Source organism: Mycobacterium venezuelense (genome assembly GCF_054919535.1).
Window position 1 is genome coordinate 271,804 of the sequence record NZ_JBONDW010000005.1, and the last position, 20,394, is coordinate 292,197.

The window sequence follows — 20,394 nt, forward strand, 5'->3', positions numbered from 1 at the left end:
GACTGCAACCACAGTTCGAAAGGTGCGCAGGAATGTCCCAACAGATTCCCGAGAAGATGCAGGCAGTGGTGTGTCACGGCCCGCACGACTACCGACTCGAAGAGGTCGCGGTACCGCAGCGCGGTCCGGGTGAGGCGCTGATCCGCGTCGAAGCGGTGGGCATCTGCGCGAGCGACCTGAAGTGCTATCACGGTGCGGCGAAGTTCTGGGGCGACGAAAACCGGCCGGCATGGGCCGAGACCATGGTGATTCCCGGCCACGAGTTCGTCGGCCGGGTCGTCGAACTCGACGACGAGGCCGCCCAGCGGTGGGGCATCGCGGTCGGCGACCGCGTCGTATCCGAACAGATCGTGCCGTGTTGGGAATGCCGGTTCTGCAAGCGCGGCCAGTACCACATGTGCCAGCCCCACGACCTGTACGGCTTCAAGCGGCGCACGCCCGGCGCGATGGCCAGCTACATGGTGTATCCGGCAGAAGCGCTCGTGCACAAGGTTTCCGCCGACATCCCACCGGCCCACGCCGCGTTCGCCGAGCCGCTGTCATGCGCGCTGCACGCCGTCGAGCGCGCCCAGATCACGTTCGAGGACACCGTGGTCGTGGCCGGCTGCGGACCGATCGGCCTCGGCATGGTCGCGGGCGCGAAGTCGAAGAACCCCATGCGCGTCATCGCGCTCGACATGGCCCCCGAGAAGCTCAAGCTCGCCGAGCGCTGCGGTGCGGACCTGACCATCAACATCGCCGAGCAGGACGCCGAATCCATCGTCAAGGAACTCACCGAGGGCTACGGCGCCGACGTCTACCTCGAGGGCACCGGTCACACCTCCGCGGTGCCGCAGGGCCTGAACCTGCTGCGCAAGCTCGGCCGCTACGTCGAGTACGGCGTCTTCGGCAGCGACGTCACCGTCGACTGGAGCATCATCAGCGACGACAAAGAACTCGACGTGCTCGGCGCACATCTCGGCCCGTACTGCTGGCCCGCCGCCATCAAGATGATCGAATCCGGCATCCTGCCGATGGATCAGATCTGCACCCATCAACTGCCGCTCACCGAATTCCAGAAAGGCCTGGACCTGGTGGCCAGTGGGAAGGAATCGGTCAAGGTCTCCCTGATCCCGGCATAGCAGAAGGCAACAGCGCAATGAGGCGAGAAATGCATCCCAAGGGGCCGCAGATGTCGCGGCGAAACATGTTGGCCGCCATGGGATTGGCGGGAGCGGCCGCGGTCAGCGTGCCGGTGCTGTCGGCCTGCGGCATCGGAGGCAGGAACAGCGCACCCAACGGCGCGGGCGAGGTCACCGGTGGATTCGACTGGAAGAAGGCTTCCGGCTCGACCCTCAACATCCTGCAGACCCCACACCCGTATCAGCTGTCGTATCAGCCGCTCCTCAAGGAGTTCACCGAGCTCACCGGCATCGACGTGAACGTCGATCTGGTGCCCGAGGCCGACTACTTCACCAAGCTCAACACCGAGCTGGCCGGCGGCACCGGCAAGCACGACGCGTTCATGTTGGGTGCCTACTTCATCTGGCAGTACGGCCCGCCGGGGTGGATCGAGGATCTCAACCCGTGGCTGCAGAACAGTTCGGCCACGGCAGCCGATTACGACTTCGAGGACATCTTCGAAGGGCTGCGCACGTCGACCCGCTGGGACTTCACCCTGGGCAACCCGCTCGGAACCGGAGGACAGTGGGCCATCCCGTGGGGCTTCGAGAACAACGTCGTTGCCTACAACAAGAAGTACTTCGACCAGCGCGGTATCCGGCTGCCCGACAACTTCGACGATTTCATCCAGTTGGCAATCGATCTCACCGACCGCTCGGCCAACCGCTACGGCATCGCCACGCGCGGATCGAAGTCCTGGGCGACCATCCATCCCGGTTTCATGACCCAGTACGTGCGGGAAGGCGCGGTCGACTACACGTTCGACGGAACGGATCTGGTGGCCGAGATGGCCAGCGACAAGGCCGTCGACTTCACGCGCAAGTGGATCGAGATGCAGCACAAGGCCGGGCCGACGTCGTGGACGACCTACGACTATCCCAACGCCACGGGCGATCTCGGCGACGGCAAGGCCATGATGGTCTACGACGCCGACAGTGCCACATACCCGAAGAACAAGCCCGGCGCGAGTGCCGAGGCGGGCAATCTCGGGTGGTACGCGGGCCCTGCCGGTCCTGACGGCAACTACAAGACCAACCTGTGGACGTGGAGTTGGGCCATGAACGCCAACTCCCGCAACAAGCTGCCGGCCTGGCTGTTCATCCAGTGGGCGACCGGCAAGGAGTCGATGAACAAGGCCGTCGAGGGCGGGATCTACGCCGATCCGGTCCGGAAGTCGGTGTTCGACACCACGTTCAAGCGGGTCGCGGCCAACCAGGCCGGCTACCTCGAGGCCTTCGAAACCGTGATCGGCTCGTCGAAGATCCAGTTCACGCCGCAGAAGAAGTTCTTCGACACCACCAAGGACTGGGCGGTTGCGTTGCAGGACATCTACGGCGGCGACGACGCAGCCTCGCGCCTGCGCAGCCTGGCGAAGACCAATACCTCCAAGGTCAACCTCTAGGAGCCAGCGATATGACAACGCAGACATCGAAGGCGCCCGAGGCCACCGCGGAAACCGGGCCGGGCCGCTCGGGCCGCACCCTGCCGGAAGTCCCGTCGTGGCGGCGCAAGCTCCGGCCCTACCTGCTGTCGATCCCAGCCCTGGTGATCGTCATCGGCATCCTGTATCCGTTCGTGGTGGGCGCGTACTACGCCTTTCTCAACTACGCCGCGGTCAATCCCGATCCGCATTTCGTCTGGTTCGAGAACTTCAAATCCGTACTTGGCGACCAAATTTTCTGGCAGAGCGTCAAAGTCACCGCGATCTTCGCCGTGGTGGCCACCGTGATCGAAACCGTGCTGGGCGTTGGCCTGGCACTTCTGCTCAACCGGTCCTCGATCATCGGCAAGATCTTCGAGAAGGTTCTGATCCTGCCGCTGATGATCGCTCCGGTCATCGCGGGCGTGATCTGGAAGCTGATGTTCAACCCGCAGTTCGGCATCCTCAATCATGTTCTGGGACTGGGTAATACGTTCGACTGGCTCTCCTCGACCAACGCGCTGTGGTCGGTGATCCTGGTCGACCTGTGGATCTTCACCCCGTTCGTGGCGATCCTGGTGCTCGCCGGCATCCGGTCGCTGCCCAAGGAACCGTTCGAGGCGTCCGAAGTCGATGGCGCCAGCTGGTTCTACATGTTCCGCAAACTCATGCTGCCCATGCTGTGGCCCTACATCCTGGTGGCGGTCATATTCCGGTTCATGGACAACCTCAAGGTGTTCGACCACATCTACGTGCTTACGGCGGGCGGTCCCGGCGTCGCGACGAGGACGCTGCAGATCGGCGCGTTCGAGGACTCGATCATCAACCTCGACTACTCCCGCGGCAGCACCTACATGTTGCTGCTCTGGATCATCGTGTTCATCACCGCGCGCTATCTGGTGAGCGTGCTGGGCAAGGCGCAGCGTCGTGCTGCCGGAGCGGAGCGTAGAAATGGCTTCAAAGTTGTCGTTCAGCAGGCCTGAGTTGCTACCCGGCCAGAAACGTTGGTCGATCGGTGCGGTTGCCGCCGATGTCGGCCTGGTGTTCTGGTTCGTCTTCTCGCTGTTCCCGATCTTCTGGATGCTGATGCTGGCGCTGAAGAACGCCGAACAGCAGACGACGACGTACTTCTCGTTCAGCCCGACGTGGTCGAATTTCGCCACCGTGCTCTCCGACAAGGGCACCCAGATGACGAGTGTCGATTTCAAAGCGTCGCTGCTGACGAGCCTGCTCAACTGCGGTGGGGCGGTGATCGTGTCACTGGTCATCGGTATCCCCGCCGCCTACGCGGCGGGCCGCTGGCAGTACAAAGGGTCCAATGACCTGATGTTCCAGATGCTTTCGTTCCGGTTCGCGCCGGAACTGATGGTCATCGTCCCGCTGTTCGTGATCTACAACCAGATCGGGCTGTTCGACACCAAGGTCGGCATGATCTGGGTTCTGCAGCTGGTCACCATGCCGCTCGTGGTGTGGATCCTGCGGTCCTACTTCCAGGACCTGCCCGAGGATCTCGAGCAGGCCGCACTGCTCGACGGCTACACCCGGCGACGGGCATTCGTGATGGTCGCACTGCCGATCGTGCGGCCAGGTATCGCCGCGGCGGCCCTGCTGGCATTCATCTTCGCGTGGAACAACTACGTGTTCCCGCTGATCCTCGCCGACAGCAATGCCGGCACGGTAACCGTTGCGATCACCAAATTCCTCGGCGGCGGTGGGCAGGCGTACTACAACCTGACCGCCGCGGCCGCCATCATCGCCGCGCTACCACCGCTGATCCTGGCGTTGACCATTCAGCGGTACCTCGTGCGCGGCCTGTCGTTTGGGGCGGTGAAGGCCTGATGGCAACCGTATCGATTGCCGGAGTACACAAGTCGTTCGGCAAGACCAAGGCGGTCGACGGCCTGTCGGTGGACATCGCCGACGGCGAGTTCTTCGTCATCCTGGGGCCCAGCGGCGCGGGCAAGACCACGACCCTGAAATCGGTGGCCGGCCTGGTCGACATCGACGCAGGCTCGGTGCACATCGGCGGCACCGATGTGACCCGGGTCGAGCCCTATCACCGCAACGTGGCGATGGCGTTCGAGAGCTATGCGCTGTACCCGCAGAAGACCGTGGCCGAGAATCTCGCGTCACCGTTGAAATCCGGACGCACCGGCAGGTACACGGATGCGCAGCGAGCCGAGCGGATCGATCAGGTGACGACCACGCTCGGTATCAACCACTTGCAGAAGCGCTTTCCGCGGGAGCTGTCGAACGGACAGCGTCAGCGCGTTGCCCTGGGTCGCGTGCTCGTCCGTCCCGCCGACATCTACCTGCTCGACGAGCCGTTGAGCCATCTCGATGCCAAGCTGCGCGCGGCGATGCGCGCCGAGCTCAAGCAGCTCGGGGCGATGAGCAACACCACAACGATCTACGTCACGCACGACTACCAGGAGGCACTGGCGCTCGGTGACCGGATTGCGGTGATGCGCGAAGGCAAGCTGGTGCAGATCGGCACGCCGGATGAGATCTGGCGCAGGCCGGCGGACACGTTCGTCGCAAAAGCGTTGGGGCAACCGGAGATCAACCTGCTCGACGGTGTCGTCGACGACGGCCAGATCCGGCTCGGTGACGGAACGCTCGACATAGCGGTACCCGCAGGCGTCGAGTGTGACCGTGGCGACCGGGTGCGTGTGGGCCTGCGCCCGTGCGACCTGCACGTCACAAGCGGCGCTAGCTCGCTGGGCGGCCGGGTGCTGCTCGCCGAACGACTCGGCCGCAACATCGAGTTGACAATCGACATCGGCGGCACGCAGCTGATCGCCCTGACATCTGGCCGGCACGGCGTCGGCGAAGGCGACGATGTCCGGCTCAAGGTCGCCGAATCCGACATCCACGTGTTCGCCGCCGGCACCGGCGACACGCCCAGACTGGGCCGCGCACAGAGCGATTCCCCATTGGAGGCAGCACAGTGAGTACGACGGCTACAGCCACGCGGCCGACGCAGACGGCCCAGAGCCTCACCCTGACCAACCTCGTCAAGACGTACTCGTCCCGGGGCCGGGAGAGTTTTCAGGCGGTCAAGGGCATCGACATGGCCATCGAGCCGGGTGAACTCGTGGCGCTTCTCGGCCCGTCGGGTTGCGGTAAGACCACGACGCTGCGCATGATCGCCGGGCTCGAGACGGTGACGAGTGGATCGATCCGCATCGGCGATCGCGAGGTGTCCCAGCTTCCGGCCGCCAAGCGCGGCATCGGGGTGGGTTTCGAAAGCTATGCGCTCTACCCCCCGATGTCGGTGCGGGAGAACCTGTTGTACGGCTTGAAGGCCCGCAAGGTCAAGGGTGCCGAGGAGATGGTCGCCTCGATCAGCCGCCGGCTGGAGATGGACGACATGATGGATCTGCGGCCCGCCGGGCTGTCCAGCGGCCAGAAGCAACGTGTGGCGTTGGCCCGCGCGCTGGTGCGCAACCCACCGGTCCTGCTGCTCGACGAACCGTTGAGCCATCTCGACGCGTCGGCGCGGCAGCGCGTGCGCCGCGAACTCAAGGTGCTTCAGCGCGAATTCGGCTACACCACAATCGTCGTCACGCACGACCAGGTGGAGGCGTTGTCCCTGGCCGACCGCCTGGCCGTAATGGACGCCGGTGTGGTCCAGCAGTTCGGCACCCCGGACGAGGTGTTCGACGATCCCGCCAACCTGTTCGTCGCGGAGTTCGTCGGCGAACCTCAGATCAACGTGCTGCCCGGCGTCGCACGCGTCGAGAACGGCAAAGTTCGCGTCGAGGTCGGCTCTGGCGCAGGCGCTTTGGACACCACGGTCACCGGCGTGGCCGACGGTACCCGCGTCACCGTGGGCATCCGCCCACAGGACTGCGCACTGCGAACGGGTGACGGCGGCGCAGGCGTTCGTACCACCGTGGCCTACTTCGAACACCTGCTGGAATTCGGGCTCGCCACCACCACGGTCTCCGGGATCGAAGAGGGCATCGTGGTGCAGACGCCCGCGGCGGAGAACTACGAACCTGAGCAACAGGTGGTGGTGACGGCGCCCGCAGAGCGTGTCTACCTGTTCGACAGCGAGTCGGGGGAGCGGTTGCGATGACGAAATTGTTCAACGATCCCGCGCGATTCACCGAGGACATGCTCGTCGGCTTCCTCGACGCGAACGCACGCTATGTCGCGGGCGTGCCCGGCGGCGTCGTGCGGGCGCACCGTACACGGCCGGGCAAGGTCGCGGTGGTGATCGGCGGTGGCTCAGGCCATTACCCGGCGTTCTGCGGCACGGTAGGACCGGGCTTCGCCGACGGCGCGGTCGTCGGCAACATCTTCACGTCGCCGTCGGCGGAAGAAGCCGCCTCGGTCGCACGGGCCGCGCACGGCGACGCCGGTGTGTTGCTCACCACCGGTAACTACGCCGGTGACGTGATGAACTTCGGGCTGGCCGTCACCCAGCTGCGCAGCGAGGGCATCGATGCCCACTACTTCGCCGTGACCGACGACATTGCGAGCGCCCCGCGCGGCGAGGAAGCCAAGCGGCGCGGCATCGCAGGCGATTTCACGGTTTTCAAGTGCGCCAGCGCGGCAGCCGAAGAAGGGCAGGACCTGGCAGGCGTGATCCGGGTGGCCGAGGCCGCGAACGCCGCGAGCCGCACGCTCGGCGTGGCGTTCGACGGGTGCACGTTGCCCGGCGCCGACCATCCGTTGTTCACCGTTCCCGAGGGCCACATGGGTCTGGGTTTGGGGATCCACGGTGAACCGGGCGTCGCCGATGAGGCCATGCCCACCGCCGCCGGGCTGGCTGCGGCACTGGTCGACGGTGTGCTGGGCGACCGGCCCGACGCATCCGAGAAGCGAATCGCCGTGATTCTCAACGGTCTTGGCCGCACCAAGTACGAAGAACTGTTCGTAGTATGGGGTGAGGTGTCTCGCCTGCTGCGCGACCGCGGTTACACCGTGGTCGAACCCGAAGTCGGCGAACTGGTCACAAGTCTGGACATGGCCGGCTGCTCGCTGACCGTGATGTGGCTCGACGAGGAGCTCGAGCGGTACTGGACGGCGCCGGCCGACACCCCGGCGTACAAGAAGGGCGCAACGGCACAACCGGAGTCCGGTCAGCTGCGCTCCGATCAGGACGCCGAAACCGTCGCGGCCACAACGCCTCTCAAAGACCTGTCCGACGAAGACGGCCGAAAAGGGGCACGGCTCGTGGCACGCGCCCTCGACTCGATGGCCGCGGTACTCGCCGATGCCGAAGAAGAGCTCGGCCGTATCGACGCGATTGCCGGCGACGGCGACCACGGCCGAGGAATGGTCAAGGGGTCGTCGGCGGCGCGCGAGGCCGCGGCCACCGCGGTCAGCGAGGGTGGCGGGCAGGGTTCGGTGCTGGCCGCGGCCGGGAAGGCCTGGGCCGCCAAGGCCGGTGGCACCTCCGGCGTCTTGTGGGGTGCTCTGCTCACCGCGTTGGGCACCCGACTCGGTGACACCGGTCGGCCCGCGGACACCGACATCGCCGCAGGCATGCGCGACGGCTACGACGCGCTGATCCGGTTGGGCGGAGCCGCACCGGGCGACAAGACGATGCTCGACGCGCTGCTCCCGTTCGTCGAGGACCTCGAGCAGCGGGTGTCGAATGGCCAAGCGTGGCAACCAGCCTGGCGGGCGGCTGCCGACAAGGCCACCGAGGCTGCCCGCGCGACAGCGGACCTGCGACCCAAGGTCGGGCGCGCCCGGCCACTTGCCGAACGCAGCGTGGGCACACCCGATGCCGGCGCCACATCGCTGGCACTGTGCGCCCGCACCGTCGGCGACTGCTTCACGCTCACTTCACCAGGAGACAACTCATGACTGATCGTCCGAAACTGCGTGTCGTCGTCGGCTCCGACGACGCCGGGTACGAGTACAAGGAGGCGCTCAAAGGCGATCTCAACGCCGACGACCGCGTGACCGAGGTCATCGACGTGGGAGTGGGCTCTGACGAGGACACCGCCTACCCGCACGTCGCGGTGGCGGCCGCACGACTGGTCGCCGACGGGAAAGCCGACCGGGCACTGTTGGTGTGCGGCACCGGATTGGGCGTGGCGATCAGCGCCAACAAAGTGCCCGGGATCCGCGCCGTGACAGCCCACGACAGTTTCTCGGTCGAGCGGTCGGTGTTGTCCAACAACGCACAGGTGCTGTGCTTCGGGCAACGCGTCGTCGGACTGGAATTGGCGCGGCGCCTGGCCCGGGAGTGGTTGGGTTACGAGTTCGATCCGGCCAGCAAGTCGGCCGACAAGGTCGACGCCATCTGTGGATACGAGTCCGTACCGCAGTAGGGCTGCGCGCACAGCACGCGTTTCGAGTGGGTCGATTCCGGTAATTCGAATGGGGTGGCCGATCAGGACCTCGCATTTTCGCGTGAACTCTTACAGGAACTGTTGTGGGCATACGGCCCGTGCGGCCAGGAGGACGCCGTCCGGGACGTGTGTCGACGTGAACTGGAGCCGGTCACCGACGAGATGTGGGTCGATGCCGCAGGCAACCTCGTCGGGCTGATTCGCGGCGAGGGCAGTTCGCCGCCTGCGCGCGTGATGGCCCACATGGATGAGCTCTCGATGCTCGTCAAGCGCGTCGAGCAGGACGGCACATTGCGGCTCACGCCGCTGGGCACGATGTATCCGGCCAACTTCGGTCTCGGACCCGTCGCGGTGCTGGGCACCCACGAACAGTTCTGCGGGGTGCTGTCGCTGGGCTCGGAGCACACGACTCAGGAGAGTCAACGGATCTGGGCGACGAAGCCCGACCAGGGCGACAAGGCTCTCGACTGGCCCGACGTCTACATCTTCACCGGTCGGACACCGGACGAGTTGACCGCGGCGGGAATCTGTCCCGGCACACGAGTGTGCATCCACCGCAGCAAGCGGACGTTGATCGATGTCGGCGACTATCTGGGTTGTTACTTCATGGACGACCGCGCCGCCATCACCGCGCTGTTGGGGACGGCCAGGGCGCTCTTCGAACCGGGACAATGCCCGGCAGGCGATGTTTATCTGGTGTTCACGACCGCAGAGGAGGTCGGCGGCGTCGGTGCGCTGCACGCGTGCCGAACGCTGCCGGGCGACCTCACGCTCGCACTCGAAGTCGGTCCGACCGAGCCCGAATACCACACGACCATCGATGGCGGTCCGATCGTCGCGTACAGCGACGCGCAATGCGTGTACGACAAAGACATCGCCGACCGGTTGATGGAGATCGCCGGCAAGCTGGGCATGTCTCCGCAGGCCGCGGTACTCGGCGCGTTCGAGTCCGACGCATCGCATGCCAAAGCTGCCGGATTGTCGCCGCGAGCCGGCCTGCTGTGCCTGCCGACCCTCAGCACCCATGGGTACGAGGTGATTTCGCGCGACGCCATACCTGCGATGTCCGACGTGCTCGTCGAGTTCCTGAATTAGAGCGTCACCGGCGGAACACCACCCACCGCATCGCGCTGTACATGTAGATGGCTTCGCATCCTCCTGCGACGATGCGAGCCAGGTGATACTCCACGCCCAAGGCGGCGAGCGCGCTCGAGACGCCGAGGATGAAGGCCAGGTAGTTGATCACCACCACGACGATGTACACCGTCATCTGCGGACCGACCGCGGCATGCGAGCGAAAATTGAAGATCCGGTTGAGGAAGTACGCCAATCCGAACGCGCACGCGTAGCCGACGGTCACCGCGATCGGCAGCGGTACGTGGAATCCGCCGTGCAGCACCGTGAGGATCATCAGGTCCACGCCGAATGTGAAACTGTTGATCAGCACGAACCCCAGGAATGTCGGTGCGACAACATTTTTCAGACCGAAAGGGAGGCGGTCGACGATCTGGACACAGAATCGGTGGAACCGCTCGACCGGCGGCACCGGACTCGGTTCGACCCGCACACCGGCACCCTGCCATGTCTTGGTGTCGCACAGATGATCACGACGCGAACTGCAGAAGACTGCCGGACGTTAGCCGCCGAGCCGTCCCGCGGACTCAGTGCCCTGCACGGCCCAGAAGCCGGGTCGCGCGTAACGCAGCCGGGCGCCGATTCCCGCATCGTCGAACGACCGGCGGATGTCCTCGGGAGTTTCGCTGTAGAGCGACCAACCTTCGCAGTGAACGGGTACGACGATCGGCGCCCCGAGGAGTTCGGCCACGGCCGCGGCGCGGTCGGCGGTCAGGGTGAGCGCTCGGCCCGAGAACTTGGTCGGTACGCGGGCGGCGCCGGTGTGCAGGATCGCGATGTCGATTGCCGGGAAACGGTCGGCGATGGCGCGCACCGGAGAAATCGACGCGTTGTCCCCGCTCACGTAGACGGTGGGTAGGCCGCCGGATTGAAGGACGAACCCGGTCACTTCGGTGTTGATGTTGCCGTACTCGTCGCGATCGCCGTCGGAGGGTCCGTGCTGAGCCGGGACGGCGTACACGGTGACGGCAGAACCGTTGTCGGAGCCACCCACTTCGGTTGCCGCGAAGGCGGGCAGTCCGTGGGCGTTGCCGCCAAGCCGTCCGGCGGATTGCGGGCCGGTCAGGATCATCGGAGTGGATTGCGCAAACGCTCGGCCCGCGTGGTCGAAGTTGTCCGGGTGCAGGTCGTGGCTCAACAGCACCGCGTCGACGGCGCCGAGTTCGGCCGGTGTCACCGCCGGTCCGACGTCCTTGCGGTAGGCGCCGTAATCGCCGGGCGCATCGAAGGTGGGTTCGGTGACGAATCGCAGCCCGCCGTAGTCGATGACCGTGGTGGGACCGCCGATGGCGCCGATGGCCAGCGGGAGCCGCTGCGGAGTTATCGCCTGCGTGGGTTGATTGCCGACGGACGCGGTCATGAGATCAGCCGGTCGGGTTGCACGGTGTGCCGGTCGACGGCCTGCAGCGGTTCGCGCGGTGTGGCCTGGCGGGCACACGCCAAGAATTGCGCGATCGCGGGTGTTTCGACCGCATCCTGCCGGCGGACGAACACCGTTTGGGCACGCGCGATCTCAGGTGGCGGGTGATGCACCGTCAGGGTCGCGGCCATCGGTGACGCGGTCACCACTGCCAGCGGCAGCAGCGTGGTGCCCATCCCGGCGCCGACGCACCCGAGAATTCCGTCCAGACTGGACAATTCGAGGATGTTCGGCGTGGGGAGGTCACGATCTTCGTACAGCTGCTCCAAGCGGGCACGGTAAGCGCAACCGGCCTTGAGCACGAGGATTCTCGGTGGGTCTCGACGCATGAGTGCGCCGTCGAGATCAGCGGCCGAGGCATCGCCGACAACGACGAGCTGCTCGAGAAAGACCGGCTCGGCGACGAGTTCGGGATGCCGGACCGGGCCGCAGACGAACGCGCCGTCGAGCCTCTGATCGACGACCTGACCGATCAGCGCATCGGTGGTGTCGATCGACAGCGTCAGATCGACTTTCGGACAGTCTGCGCTGAACCTGCTCAGCACCTCCGGGAGGCGCAGTCCGGCAGTGGACTCCATCGACCCGATGGAAACCCGCCCACATGGGTCTCCCTCGTCTCGGACGACCTGAGTCAGCTCGCGCATCAGCTGGGTGATCCGCTCGGCATAGGGCACCAGCAGCCGGCCCGACGAAGTGAGTGCCATCCCGCGGGCGTGACGACGGAAGAGCGGTACACCCAGCTCGTCCTCAAGCGCCCGTATTCGAGAGCTGACGTTCGATTGGACGGTGAGCAACTCCGCCGAGGCACGAGACACACCGCCGGTGCGGGCGACTGCGAGAAAGAAGTTCAGGTCTGTGACGTCCACACTCAGTCCCTTCCAGCCGCCCCTGGCGCGGTTTCATCACTCAGTATCCTCCCGGGCCCGCCACCCGGCCCCGCTACGCGGAGCGCCCGGAGTGCGTCTTCGAGTTCGCGGTTGCGGAGCTTGAGCAACCGGATCTCGTCGAGCAGCCCTTCTCGCGCAAGACGCACCCGCTCACGAACAGACGCCTCGCCCCACAGTGCCGGAATGTTTCTGCGGCAGTTGACATCTGTTGCCTCGACTCGGATGACGATCGCTCTATGGCCGCGCACCTTTCGGCCATCGACCGTGCACAGCCCGTCGACGAGTTCGGGGGCGTCCGCTCGTTCGACCACGGTCGCTCGTCCGAAAACCTTGGCCCTCGTGCGGGTGGGATAGTCGACGAAGATCAGCGCCGTCCGGTCGTCGGCATCGAGGTTGCCTACCGTGACGAATTGTTCGTTTCCCACATAATCGGCGAAGGCGATCGTCCCGCTGTCCAGCACGCGGACGAAGCCGGCCGGGCCGCCCCGATGTTGCAGGTACGGCCATCCGTGCGGGGTTACGGTGGCGATGAAAAAGGACTCGGCGGCCGCGACCAGCGCACGAACCCGACCGTCGAGAGCCTCAGCGGTTCCGGTGTCGGCGCCGTCGGCGCGAAACCGCCCGTACGTGAAGCTGCTACCCGCCGTTTCCTGCCGTTTGACGACCGTTGCCGTGAACGCGATCGACCCGTAGCGGCTGGGGGAGTGCGCCGGCATCATCGGCTCGGGTCCGGGACGGTGAGCTCGCCGGTGACGTACTGGGCTTTCCCGAAACCGAACGACCAGTCCTCGGGCCCGTTCTCGACCACCCCGATGAATATGTCCTCGCCCTGGATACCGATTGTCGCCAGTTGCGCGGCTATCTCCGCATACAGCCGTTCCTTGGTATCGATGGAACGCCCACGCTGCGTGAATATCTGGATCATCACGCTGTCTTGTGAACGGTCGAAACCCAGTCCGGCGTCCAGCGCGATGATCTCGCCGGGCTCATGGGCGGTGATGATCTGGAACCGGTCGCGCTCCGGGATGCTGAGTACGGTCACCAAGCTTCGATGGATGGCATCAGCTACATCTCGGACGTGATCGTGTCCATGACCGTTCAGCAGGTCGATGCGAACGAGTGGCATCTGACCCTCACTTTCTCTTGGGATGCGTGGGTCGCGCTCATCAAGGAGACACGCGAGTGGGAGCAGTTGTTCCCACGACACCGGTCGCTGCCCACGCACGGGCGACGACCAGGCTCATGGGCCCCCGCCGCAGGAACAACACGAACACCACCGCAGTGACAGCGGTGATCGCGATCGGATACACCAAGCCGGCCATGGCGCTGTCGAGCGAGGTGTTGAGCGACAGTGCGATGAGTGGGGTGAATCCGCCGAATACGCCCGTGCCCAGGTGGTAGGCCAACGACAGGCCGGTGTAGCGGATCTGCGGCGGGAAGAGCTCGGTGAGGAAGGCCGCCACAGGTCCGTAGATCGCCGCGACGAGCACAACCTGAATGGTCAGCGCCACGACCATCGACACCTCAGATCCGTCGATGGCCGCCTGCCGGACCCACGCGAACAGCGGGTAACAGCCGGCTGCCGACAACACCAGGCCGGTCAGGATGACCGGTGGTCGGCCTATCCGGTCTGACAGCCAGCCGAAGAACACGAAGAACGGCGTGGCGACCACGAGCGCGATTCCCACGCACAGATTGGCCGTGAGGAAGTCGACCTGAAGGATGGTCTGCAGAAAATAGAGCGAATAGAACTGGCTGGTGTACCACGCGACGCCCAGCCCCGCGGTCACCCCGAAGAGCACGGTCAACAGCAGGGCCAACGTCGGCCGTTGTGCGACAGCGTCTTTGACGGGCGTCTGGGAGAGGCGACCGCTTTGCCGCATCTCCTCGAAAACCGGTGACTCGTGCATCTTCAGCCGGACCTTGAGTGAGAACACCACGAGCACGGCAGACAGCAGGAAGGGTATGCGCCAGCCCCACGCTTCGAACTGTTCCTCGCCGACGATCAACCGGCACAACACGATGACGCCGATCGACAGCACCAAACCGCCCGTGGCAGTGGTCTGCAGAAAGCTGGTGAACACTCCGCGCCGCCGTTCGGGGGCATGCTCGGCGATGTAGATCGCCGCGCCCCCGTACTCGCCACCGATGGCCAGGCCTTGCAGCAACCGCAGCAGGACCAGCAGCAGCGGGGCGGCAAGACCGATCTGCTCGTAGGCGGGCACCAACCCCAGCAGAGTGGTGGCGCCGCCCATGATGAGCAGCGTTGTCAGGAACGTCTTCTTCCGCCCGACGCGATCTCCCATGCGGCCGAAAAGGATCGCGCCGATCGGTCGCACGACGAATCCGGTCCCGAAGGCCGCGACGGTCACCAAAAGTGCCGCCGCGGTGTTTCCCTCGGGGAAGAACATCCCGGAGAACACCACGGCGAGGCTGCCGTAGATGTAGAAGTCGTACCACTCGATGAGCGTGCCGAGGCTTGAGGCCGTGACGATCTTGCGGAGGTCCCGCGCGGAGGTCGGCCGGCCGGGAGGGGAATTGTCTGCCATTGATTTCCTATCGGGACATACGCCTATTCGTCATTGCTGGAAAGAAAGAGGACGGCCGAGGATGTCGGCTGCTGTGCTGACCATGTCGTCGATGATCGATTCGGCGGATTCGACGGCGGTGATTTGGCCGATGACTTCGCCGACGATGACATTCGCGATGTCGTAGTCCTGCGCTTCGACCGCCGCGCGAAATTCTTCGCGGCGAAGCTCGAGGTCGTCACGCAGGCCCGGCTCGTCGCCGTGCCAGCGACGGAGGAAGTCGTTGCGCAGCACGCGACCGGTGTAGGGCGCCGGCCACGACTTGCCGCGGACGATGTCGAACGCGCTCTGCCGGATCGTCTCGTCACCGGTGGCCCGCAGCGCGTGCTTCTGTGCGGCCTGCGGGATCGCCGCCTCCGCGGCTGCCCAGAAGCGGGTACCGACCACCGCGCCGTCGGCGCCGAGCGCGAGGGCGGCGGCGAGGCCACGGCCGTCACCGATTCCGCCCGCGGCAAGGAGCATCACCTCGGGCGACTCGCGGGCCAGGAGGTCAGCCACCTCAGGGATCAGGGTGAATGTCGACCGAGCGGCCGTCCCGTGACCGCCGGCCTCGCCACCCTGCGCGACGATGACGTCCGCCCCTACCGCGATCGCGTGCCGTACCTGCTCGATGTCGTGGACCTGACACATCAGCGGAATTCCCGCCGCGCTGACGGCAGGGGCGTGTGGTGCGGGGTCGCTGAACGACAGGAACACGGCGGCCGGCCGCTGCCGAATGACCACGTCGAGCAGCCCTGGCTGCTGCTCCATCGACCACGTGATGAAGCCGACGCCGACCTCGGCGCCCGACACATGGTCGAACTGCTCTTTGAGCCAGATGTCGTCGCCGTAGCCGCCGCCGAGCATGCCGAGTCCGCCCGCCCGGGAGACGGCACTGGCCAACCGCCAGTCGGCGACATAGTCCATCGGGGCGAGCACAACGGGATGAATGATCCCGAATTTCTCGGTGAACCTATTTTTGAGTCGCATTTGTCCTCCACTGTTTCTGCGGTGTCACGAATCACAATTGCGCTGTTGAATTACGGTAGGACCGTTTGCGACCGCAGCACCAACGGTTTATCGGGAACGCTGAGTTCTCGGAAACAGAACGCTCATTCGGGATCACGGTTACGTAGCGCAGGATTCGCGGACCGTTCGGGATTCTCGAACGGTATATCAACGAAAATCATGTGGACGTGAACGGTCTGGGTGTCTTTCAATGCAGAAGTGACTTCAACCCCGGCCCGTAGTGGCGCACTCATGGCGATGGGATCCATGGCGTGCGTGCAGGTCGGCCTGGCACTCGCGGTCTCGCTGATCGATGACATCGGCGCCGAAGGCGCGGCTTGGTTGCGGCTGGTCTGGGCGGGAATTCTGATGCTCGCAATCGTGCGACCGCGACGCGCTGCATTCACCAGGTCGACGTTCTCGGCGTGCGTGGTTCTCGGCGTCGTCACCGCAGGCGTCACGTTGTTGTTCATGGCAGCGCTGTCCCGCATACCGCTCGGCACGGCTGCGGCCCTGGAATTCCTCGGCCCACTCGCCGTCGCGGTGGCGCACGGAAAAGGCCGCAGTCGCCTCGTGTGGCCCGGCTTCGCGGCCGCGGGTGTCGTGCTGCTCACGCAACCCTGGTCTGGCACAGTCGATCCCATCGGCGTGCTGTACGCGCTGGGAGCCGCGGTGTGCTGGGCCTGCTACATCCTGCTGACCCAGCGGGTGGGCGACGAAGTCGCCGGGATAAACGGTCTGGCCGTGTCGATGCCCGTTGCCGGAATCGTTGCCACCGTGACGGTCGGGCCATCGGTCTTCGGCCGGCTGACTCCCGAGATATTGCTCATCGGAATAGGTCTGGCCATCCTCCTGCCGGTAGTCCCGTTCGCCCTGGAAATGCTCGCGCTGCGGCAGTTGACGACCGCGGCGTTCGGCACGTTGATGAGCCTCGAACCAGCCTTCGCGATGGTCGTCGGTTTGGTGATGCTGCATCAGGTGCCTGGGCCCGCCGCGGTGGTCGGGATCTGCTTCGTGGTGGCCGCGGGTATAGGCGCGGCCCGCACCGGGGCGCGCAACCTGCACGTACCGGCCGAGGTGGGCTGATTTTGGCTACTCTGGCGCAAATGGCACGTGGAATCTTCAATTCACCGGTCGTGCGCTGGGTCAACGCGGCGGCCGTCGGCCTCACCCGAGTCCCCGTTTTGGGCCGGTTGGTGGGGGATACCGTTGTGGTCATCCGGTATCAGGGCCGCCGTTCGGGCCAGACGTTCGAGACTCCGGTCTCGGTCAGGCGCGACGGCGATCGGGTGACCATCAACGTGATGGCGCCCGACAACAAGAACTGGTGGCGCAACTTCCTGGGCGAAGGTGGTCCGATCACCTTGCTCAACTTCGATGGCCGGGAACGCACGGGCCATGCGGTCGCAAATCGCGACGCGGCGGGCAAGGTCGCGGTCACCGTCGCGCTCGACGCCCCCTGATCCCGAGCAGCCTCCCGCGTACCCGAGAACGCGGGTTCCCGGGTACGCGGGAGGCTGCGCGCGGCAGGGTTCAGACGTCGATGCGCTTGCGCCGGTAGAGCGTTCCCGCGACCAGGAGCAACAAGCTGACCACGAGTATCGCCGTCGCGAGCACGTTGATCTGTGGCGGCACCGCGGCCTTGACGGCCGCGTTCACATACAGCGGGTAGGTCACCGTCGAACCGCTCACGAAATACGTGATGATGAAGTCGTCGAGCGAGAGCGCGAACGACAGCATGGCGGCGGCGACGATACCCGGAACGATCAGCGGCAGTGTGACTCTGAAGAACGTGCGGGTGGGGCTCGCACCGAGATCCATCGATGCGTCCTCGAGGGTCCAGTCGAAGCCGCGCACCCGGGCCCGCACCGTCATCGCGATGAAGCTCACCTCGAAGGCGATGTGTGCGATGAGGATCGTGGTGTAACCCGCGGCCCAACCGAGGTCGAGAAACAGCGTCAGCAGCGAGGCGCCCATGACCACCTCGGGTGCCGTCAGCGGCAGCACCAGGAAGGTGTCGACAGCTCTCTGTCCCCGAAATCGCTGGCGGACCAAGGCAATAGCCACCAACGTTCCGAGCACGAGGGCGACCGCGGTCGAGACCGCTGCCACGTTCAGACTCAACTTGAGCGCCTCGGTCAACGCCGGGTACTTGAACGGGTTGGCCCAGTTCTCGAACGTGAAGCCCTGCCACGTGTAGTTGAACTTGCCCGCGGGTTTGTTGAACGAGAACAGCACGATCACGAAGATCGGCAGGAACAGGTACAGCAGCACCAGGCCGGCAACGATCCGCAGGGACAGATCGCCCCATTTCGGCGACCCTTTGACGGTCTTGGGTGGGGTGGCCTCTCCCGTGGCCTCTGCCATCGCGGTCGCGGTCATACGAGATCCTCCGTACCAAGGGCCCGCGTGTAGAGCAACACCCCAACCAGGATGATCGCCATCAGCACCATGCTCAGCGCGGCCGCCGCCGGATAGTCCTTGACGACCAGGAACTGTTTCTGGATCACATTGCCGATCATCGTGGTCTGCGTACTGCCCAGATAGTCGGCGTTGATGAAATCACCGGCGGCCGGGATGAACACGAGCATGCTTCCGGCCAGGACGCCTGGCATCGAAAGCGGCAGAATGACTTTGGTGAAACTGCGGGTGTTCGACGAGTACAGGTCCTTGGATGCCTCGATCAACCGGGGATCGATCTTCTCCAGGCTGACGTAGAGCGGCAGGATCATGAAGATGATCCAGTTGTAGGTCAGGCCACCGATGACCGCCCAGCTGGTCGACAGCAACCTGCCCTCGTCGGGCAGCAGACCGATCGCGCCAAGTGCGCTGACCACCCAACCGTCGTCGGCCAGAATCGTCTTCCACGCGATGGTACGAATCAGGAACGTGACGAAGAACGGCAGGATCACCAGGCCGAGGATCAGGTTCTTGAAGCGGCCTGCCTTGAACGCGATCACGTACGCCAGCGGGAACGCCAAGATCGCGCACAAAACCGTGGCCACCAGTGCGTAGCCGAACGTCCTCAGGATCTGGTCCTGGTATTCGGTGAACGCGTGCAGGTAGTTGCCGAAATTCCAGTCGAAGGTCAGCGTCGGCAGGAACACCGAGCCGCCCGACGACGACAGCGACGTGCGTGCCAGCGAGAAAAACGGCACCACGAAGAAGATCCCGAGGTACACCAGCGCCGGCAGGATCATCAGATATGGAGCGATCTTGCTCCGCTGCCTGCTGCTGGTGGCTACGCCCGCCACCCGGTCAGCCCCCGGTCACTGCGGCGTAGAGGTTGTTGAATTCCTGGGTCTGCTCGTCGGTCAGCGCGGCCCACGACTTCAGGTTGTCGGCCATCTCGGCGGGCGGGTTGATCAGCGGGTTGGATGCGAGAGCCGGGTCGATCTTGTTGAGCTCGTCGGTCATGTCCGAGAGCACCGGCACGTACTGCGTGAAGGCCACGAGCTTGGCGTAGTTGGCCCGGTCGTAGACGTAGTCGATCCACGCCTCGGCGGCCTTCTGGTTCTGCGTGGTGTAGGGGATGACCATGGTGTCGATGAACCAGTCGCCGCCGGACTCGGGCACCACGAACTTCAGGTCCGGATTGTCGGCCTGCAGCTGCACCACATCTCCCGAATAGGCTTGTGCCACAGCAATGTTGCCTGCTGCCAGGTCGTCGGCGTAGTCGTTGCCGGTGAACCGCCGGATCTGGCCCTTGTCCTTCTGCTCGCGCACGAAGTCGACGGCCTTCTGCACGGATTCGGTGGTGGGATCCTCGATGGAATTGCCCTGCCACTGCATGATCATGCCGAGGCCGTCCTGGACGTCGGAGAACAGGCTGACCCGGCCCTTCAACGCGGGATCCCACAGGTCGTCGATCTTCGTGATGTCGCGTCCGGTGGCGGCCCGGTTGTAGGCGAGGCCCACCATGCCGGTCATGTAGGGCGCGGTCACCTTTCGGCCGGGGTCGACCTTCGAGTTCAGCAGGTCCTGGCGGAGGTTCTTCTTGTTGGGCACGCGCGATTCGCTGATCTCGTTGAGCCAGTTGAGTCCCTTGAGCCGGGCGGCCATGAACTCGGTGGGTACCACGAGGTCCGCGCCGATGTCCTGCTTACGCGACAGCGGTTCCTTGACCTTGGCGAACCACTGCTCGTTGTCGTTGAAGTCCTCTTTGTAGTCGACGGTCAGGCCGGACGCGGTCTGGAACGCCGCGACGAATCCGTCGGCCATGTACAGGGGCCAGTTCGAGATCCGCAGCGTGCCGCTCGCGGGCGATCCGTCGTCGGGCGCGGCCGAGGTCGTCGGTGAGCTGCTTTCACCGCCGGAACCGCAGGCTGCCAGCACGGTGGGGCCGAGGGCCAGCGCTGCGGCGGCCGCGGCACCTCCGCCGAGGAATCGCCGCCGCGTCGTGCGGTTCGCGGCAAGTCGGGCGAGCAGGCGGGGATCGGTGTTGTTGGGCATGGGCGACCTTTCTTGGATTCGGGCGCGT

The 20,394-nt window shown here is 65.2% G+C and carries 21 protein-coding genes; 11 read left to right on the forward strand and 10 right to left on the reverse strand.

What is annotated here, in order from left to right:
- Positions 1 to 32 precede the first annotated feature (32 nt).
- From eltD to ACRCUN_RS10580, 9 genes are read left to right on the forward strand one after another with little or no spacing between them, the layout of a single operon-like run.
- Positions 33 to 1,121, forward strand: a complete 1,089-nt coding sequence (gene eltD / locus ACRCUN_RS10540) for an erythritol/L-threitol dehyrogenase (RefSeq protein ID WP_462141565.1) — start codon at positions 33 to 35, stop codon at positions 1,119 to 1,121.
- Positions 1,122 to 1,150: 29 nt separating this feature from the next.
- Positions 1,151 to 2,563, forward strand: a complete 1,413-nt coding sequence (locus ACRCUN_RS10545; protein ID WP_462141566.1) for an ABC transporter substrate-binding protein — start codon at positions 1,151 to 1,153, stop codon at positions 2,561 to 2,563.
- Positions 2,564 to 2,574: 11 nt separating this feature from the next.
- Positions 2,575 to 3,564, forward strand: coding sequence for a carbohydrate ABC transporter permease (locus tag ACRCUN_RS10550; RefSeq protein WP_462141567.1), 990 nt, complete (start codon positions 2,575 to 2,577; stop codon positions 3,562 to 3,564).
- Positions 3,533 to 4,420, forward strand: a complete 888-nt coding sequence (locus tag ACRCUN_RS10555; protein WP_067845664.1) for a carbohydrate ABC transporter permease — start codon at positions 3,533 to 3,535, stop codon at positions 4,418 to 4,420. The genes ACRCUN_RS10550 and ACRCUN_RS10555 overlap by 32 nt, the downstream gene beginning before the upstream one ends.
- Positions 4,420 to 5,535, forward strand: a complete 1,116-nt coding sequence (locus ACRCUN_RS10560) for an ABC transporter ATP-binding protein (protein ID WP_462141568.1) — start codon at positions 4,420 to 4,422, stop codon at positions 5,533 to 5,535. Before ACRCUN_RS10555 ends, ACRCUN_RS10560 begins: the two co-directional genes overlap by 1 nt.
- Positions 5,532 to 6,665: an ABC transporter ATP-binding protein gene (locus tag ACRCUN_RS10565; RefSeq protein WP_462141569.1), complete on the forward strand. Its 1,134-nt coding sequence runs from the start codon at positions 5,532 to 5,534 to the stop codon at positions 6,663 to 6,665. The genes ACRCUN_RS10560 and ACRCUN_RS10565 overlap by 4 nt, the downstream gene beginning before the upstream one ends.
- Positions 6,662 to 8,407 carry a D-erythrulose 4-kinase gene (gene derK / locus ACRCUN_RS10570; RefSeq protein ID WP_462141570.1) on the forward strand — a complete coding sequence of 582 codons (1,746 nt, stop codon included), beginning with the start codon at positions 6,662 to 6,664 and terminating at the stop codon, positions 8,405 to 8,407. Before ACRCUN_RS10565 ends, derK begins: the two co-directional genes overlap by 4 nt.
- Positions 8,404 to 8,877, forward strand: coding sequence for a D-erythrulose 4-phosphate isomerase DerI1 (derI1, locus tag ACRCUN_RS10575; RefSeq protein WP_462141571.1), 474 nt, complete (start codon positions 8,404 to 8,406; stop codon positions 8,875 to 8,877). The genes derK and derI1 overlap by 4 nt, the downstream gene beginning before the upstream one ends.
- A gap of 54 nt (positions 8,878 to 8,931) precedes the next feature.
- The gene (locus tag ACRCUN_RS10580) at positions 8,932 to 9,993 is read left to right on the forward strand and encodes a M42 family metallopeptidase (protein ID WP_462141572.1); all 1,062 of its coding nucleotides are present in this window, start codon (positions 8,932 to 8,934) and stop codon (positions 9,991 to 9,993) included.
- 4 nt (positions 9,994 to 9,997) lie between these two features.
- Here the strand turns inward: ACRCUN_RS10580 and ACRCUN_RS10585 are convergent, their stop codons facing one another.
- From ACRCUN_RS10585 to ACRCUN_RS10615, 7 genes are all read right to left on the reverse strand, one after another.
- Positions 9,998 to 10,465 (reverse strand): GtrA family protein, encoded by a 468-nt coding sequence (locus ACRCUN_RS10585; protein ID WP_462141573.1) that lies wholly within the window; start codon positions 10,463 to 10,465, stop codon positions 9,998 to 10,000.
- A gap of 69 nt (positions 10,466 to 10,534) precedes the next feature.
- Positions 10,535 to 11,392, reverse strand: coding sequence for an MBL fold metallo-hydrolase (locus ACRCUN_RS10590; RefSeq protein ID WP_462141574.1), 858 nt, complete (start codon positions 11,390 to 11,392; stop codon positions 10,535 to 10,537).
- Complete coding sequence (locus ACRCUN_RS10595) at positions 11,389 to 12,318, reverse strand: LysR family transcriptional regulator (protein WP_462141575.1); 930 nt, start codon at positions 12,316 to 12,318, stop codon at positions 11,389 to 11,391. Before ACRCUN_RS10595 ends, ACRCUN_RS10590 begins: the two co-directional genes overlap by 4 nt.
- 2 nt (positions 12,319 to 12,320) lie before the next feature.
- Positions 12,321 to 13,055, reverse strand: coding sequence for a pyridoxamine 5'-phosphate oxidase family protein (locus ACRCUN_RS10600; RefSeq protein WP_462141576.1), 735 nt, complete (start codon positions 13,053 to 13,055; stop codon positions 12,321 to 12,323).
- Complete coding sequence (locus ACRCUN_RS10605; RefSeq protein ID WP_462141577.1) at positions 13,055 to 13,465, reverse strand: tautomerase family protein; 411 nt, start codon at positions 13,463 to 13,465, stop codon at positions 13,055 to 13,057. The genes ACRCUN_RS10600 and ACRCUN_RS10605 overlap by 1 nt, the downstream gene beginning before the upstream one ends.
- A 40-nt stretch (positions 13,466 to 13,505) precedes the next feature.
- Positions 13,506 to 14,888, reverse strand: a complete 1,383-nt coding sequence (locus tag ACRCUN_RS10610) for an MFS transporter (protein ID WP_462141578.1) — start codon at positions 14,886 to 14,888, stop codon at positions 13,506 to 13,508.
- Between the two features lie 30 nt (positions 14,889 to 14,918).
- Complete coding sequence (locus ACRCUN_RS10615) at positions 14,919 to 15,896, reverse strand: NAD(P)H-dependent flavin oxidoreductase (protein WP_462141579.1); 978 nt, start codon at positions 15,894 to 15,896, stop codon at positions 14,919 to 14,921.
- Between the two features lie 237 nt (positions 15,897 to 16,133).
- On the opposite strand from ACRCUN_RS10615, the gene ACRCUN_RS10620 reads away from it, so the two are divergent.
- Together ACRCUN_RS10620 and ACRCUN_RS10625 are read left to right on the forward strand one after the other, a co-directional pair.
- Entirely contained in the window at positions 16,134 to 17,000 is an 867-nt protein-coding gene (locus ACRCUN_RS10620; RefSeq protein ID WP_462141580.1) for an EamA family transporter, read from the forward strand.
- A 20-nt stretch (positions 17,001 to 17,020) separates the two neighbouring features.
- Positions 17,021 to 17,377, forward strand: a complete 357-nt coding sequence (locus tag ACRCUN_RS10625; protein ID WP_462141581.1) for a nitroreductase/quinone reductase family protein — start codon at positions 17,021 to 17,023, stop codon at positions 17,375 to 17,377.
- A gap of 70 nt (positions 17,378 to 17,447) precedes the next feature.
- On the opposite strand, the gene ACRCUN_RS10630 is transcribed toward ACRCUN_RS10625, so the two are convergent.
- Genes ACRCUN_RS10630 through ACRCUN_RS10640 form a run of 3 tightly spaced genes read right to left on the reverse strand, consistent with a single transcriptional unit; the run spans position 17,448 to position 20,366 of the window.
- Positions 17,448 to 18,296, reverse strand: a complete 849-nt coding sequence (locus tag ACRCUN_RS10630; protein WP_462141582.1) for an ABC transporter permease — start codon at positions 18,294 to 18,296, stop codon at positions 17,448 to 17,450.
- Positions 18,293 to 19,168 (reverse strand): ABC transporter permease, encoded by an 876-nt coding sequence (locus ACRCUN_RS10635; protein ID WP_462141583.1) that lies wholly within the window; start codon positions 19,166 to 19,168, stop codon positions 18,293 to 18,295. The genes ACRCUN_RS10630 and ACRCUN_RS10635 overlap by 4 nt, the downstream gene beginning before the upstream one ends.
- A gap of 4 nt (positions 19,169 to 19,172) precedes the next feature.
- On the reverse strand, positions 19,173 to 20,366 hold the full coding sequence (locus tag ACRCUN_RS10640; RefSeq protein WP_462141584.1) for a polyamine ABC transporter substrate-binding protein: 1,194 nt from the start codon (positions 20,364 to 20,366) through the stop codon (positions 19,173 to 19,175).
- Between the last annotated feature and the right edge of the window lie 28 nt (positions 20,367 to 20,394).

Bases quoted from the DNA above. Each gene is read 5' to 3' on its own strand.
- eltD (WP_462141565.1), top strand. From the start codon at position 33: ATGTCCCAACAGATTCCCGAGAAGATGCAGGCAGTGGTGTGTCACGGC.
- ACRCUN_RS10545 (WP_462141566.1), top strand. From the start codon at position 1,151: ATGCATCCCAAGGGGCCGCAGATGTCGCGGCGAAACATGTTGGCCGCC.
- ACRCUN_RS10550 (WP_462141567.1), top strand. From the start codon at position 2,575: ATGACAACGCAGACATCGAAGGCGCCCGAGGCCACCGCGGAAACCGGG.
- ACRCUN_RS10555 (WP_067845664.1), top strand. From the start codon at position 3,533: ATGGCTTCAAAGTTGTCGTTCAGCAGGCCTGAGTTGCTACCCGGCCAG.
- ACRCUN_RS10560 (WP_462141568.1), top strand. From the start codon at position 4,420: ATGGCAACCGTATCGATTGCCGGAGTACACAAGTCGTTCGGCAAGACC.
- derK (WP_462141570.1), top strand. From the start codon at position 6,662: ATGACGAAATTGTTCAACGATCCCGCGCGATTCACCGAGGACATGCTC.
- derI1 (WP_462141571.1), top strand. From the start codon at position 8,404: ATGACTGATCGTCCGAAACTGCGTGTCGTCGTCGGCTCCGACGACGCC.
- ACRCUN_RS10590 (WP_462141574.1), bottom strand. From the start codon at position 11,392: ATGACCGCGTCCGTCGGCAATCAACCCACGCAGGCGATAACTCCGCAG.
- ACRCUN_RS10600 (WP_462141576.1), bottom strand. From the start codon at position 13,055: ATGCCGGCGCACTCCCCCAGCCGCTACGGGTCGATCGCGTTCACGGCA.
- ACRCUN_RS10605 (WP_462141577.1), bottom strand. From the start codon at position 13,465: ATGCCACTCGTTCGCATCGACCTGCTGAACGGTCATGGACACGATCAC.
- ACRCUN_RS10610 (WP_462141578.1), bottom strand. From the start codon at position 14,888: ATGGCAGACAATTCCCCTCCCGGCCGGCCGACCTCCGCGCGGGACCTC.
- ACRCUN_RS10615 (WP_462141579.1), bottom strand. From the start codon at position 15,896: ATGCGACTCAAAAATAGGTTCACCGAGAAATTCGGGATCATTCATCCC.
- ACRCUN_RS10625 (WP_462141581.1), top strand. From the start codon at position 17,021: ATGGCACGTGGAATCTTCAATTCACCGGTCGTGCGCTGGGTCAACGCG.
- ACRCUN_RS10630 (WP_462141582.1), bottom strand. From the start codon at position 18,296: ATGACCGCGACCGCGATGGCAGAGGCCACGGGAGAGGCCACCCCACCC.
- ACRCUN_RS10640 (WP_462141584.1), bottom strand. From the start codon at position 20,366: ATGCCCAACAACACCGATCCCCGCCTGCTCGCCCGACTTGCCGCGAAC.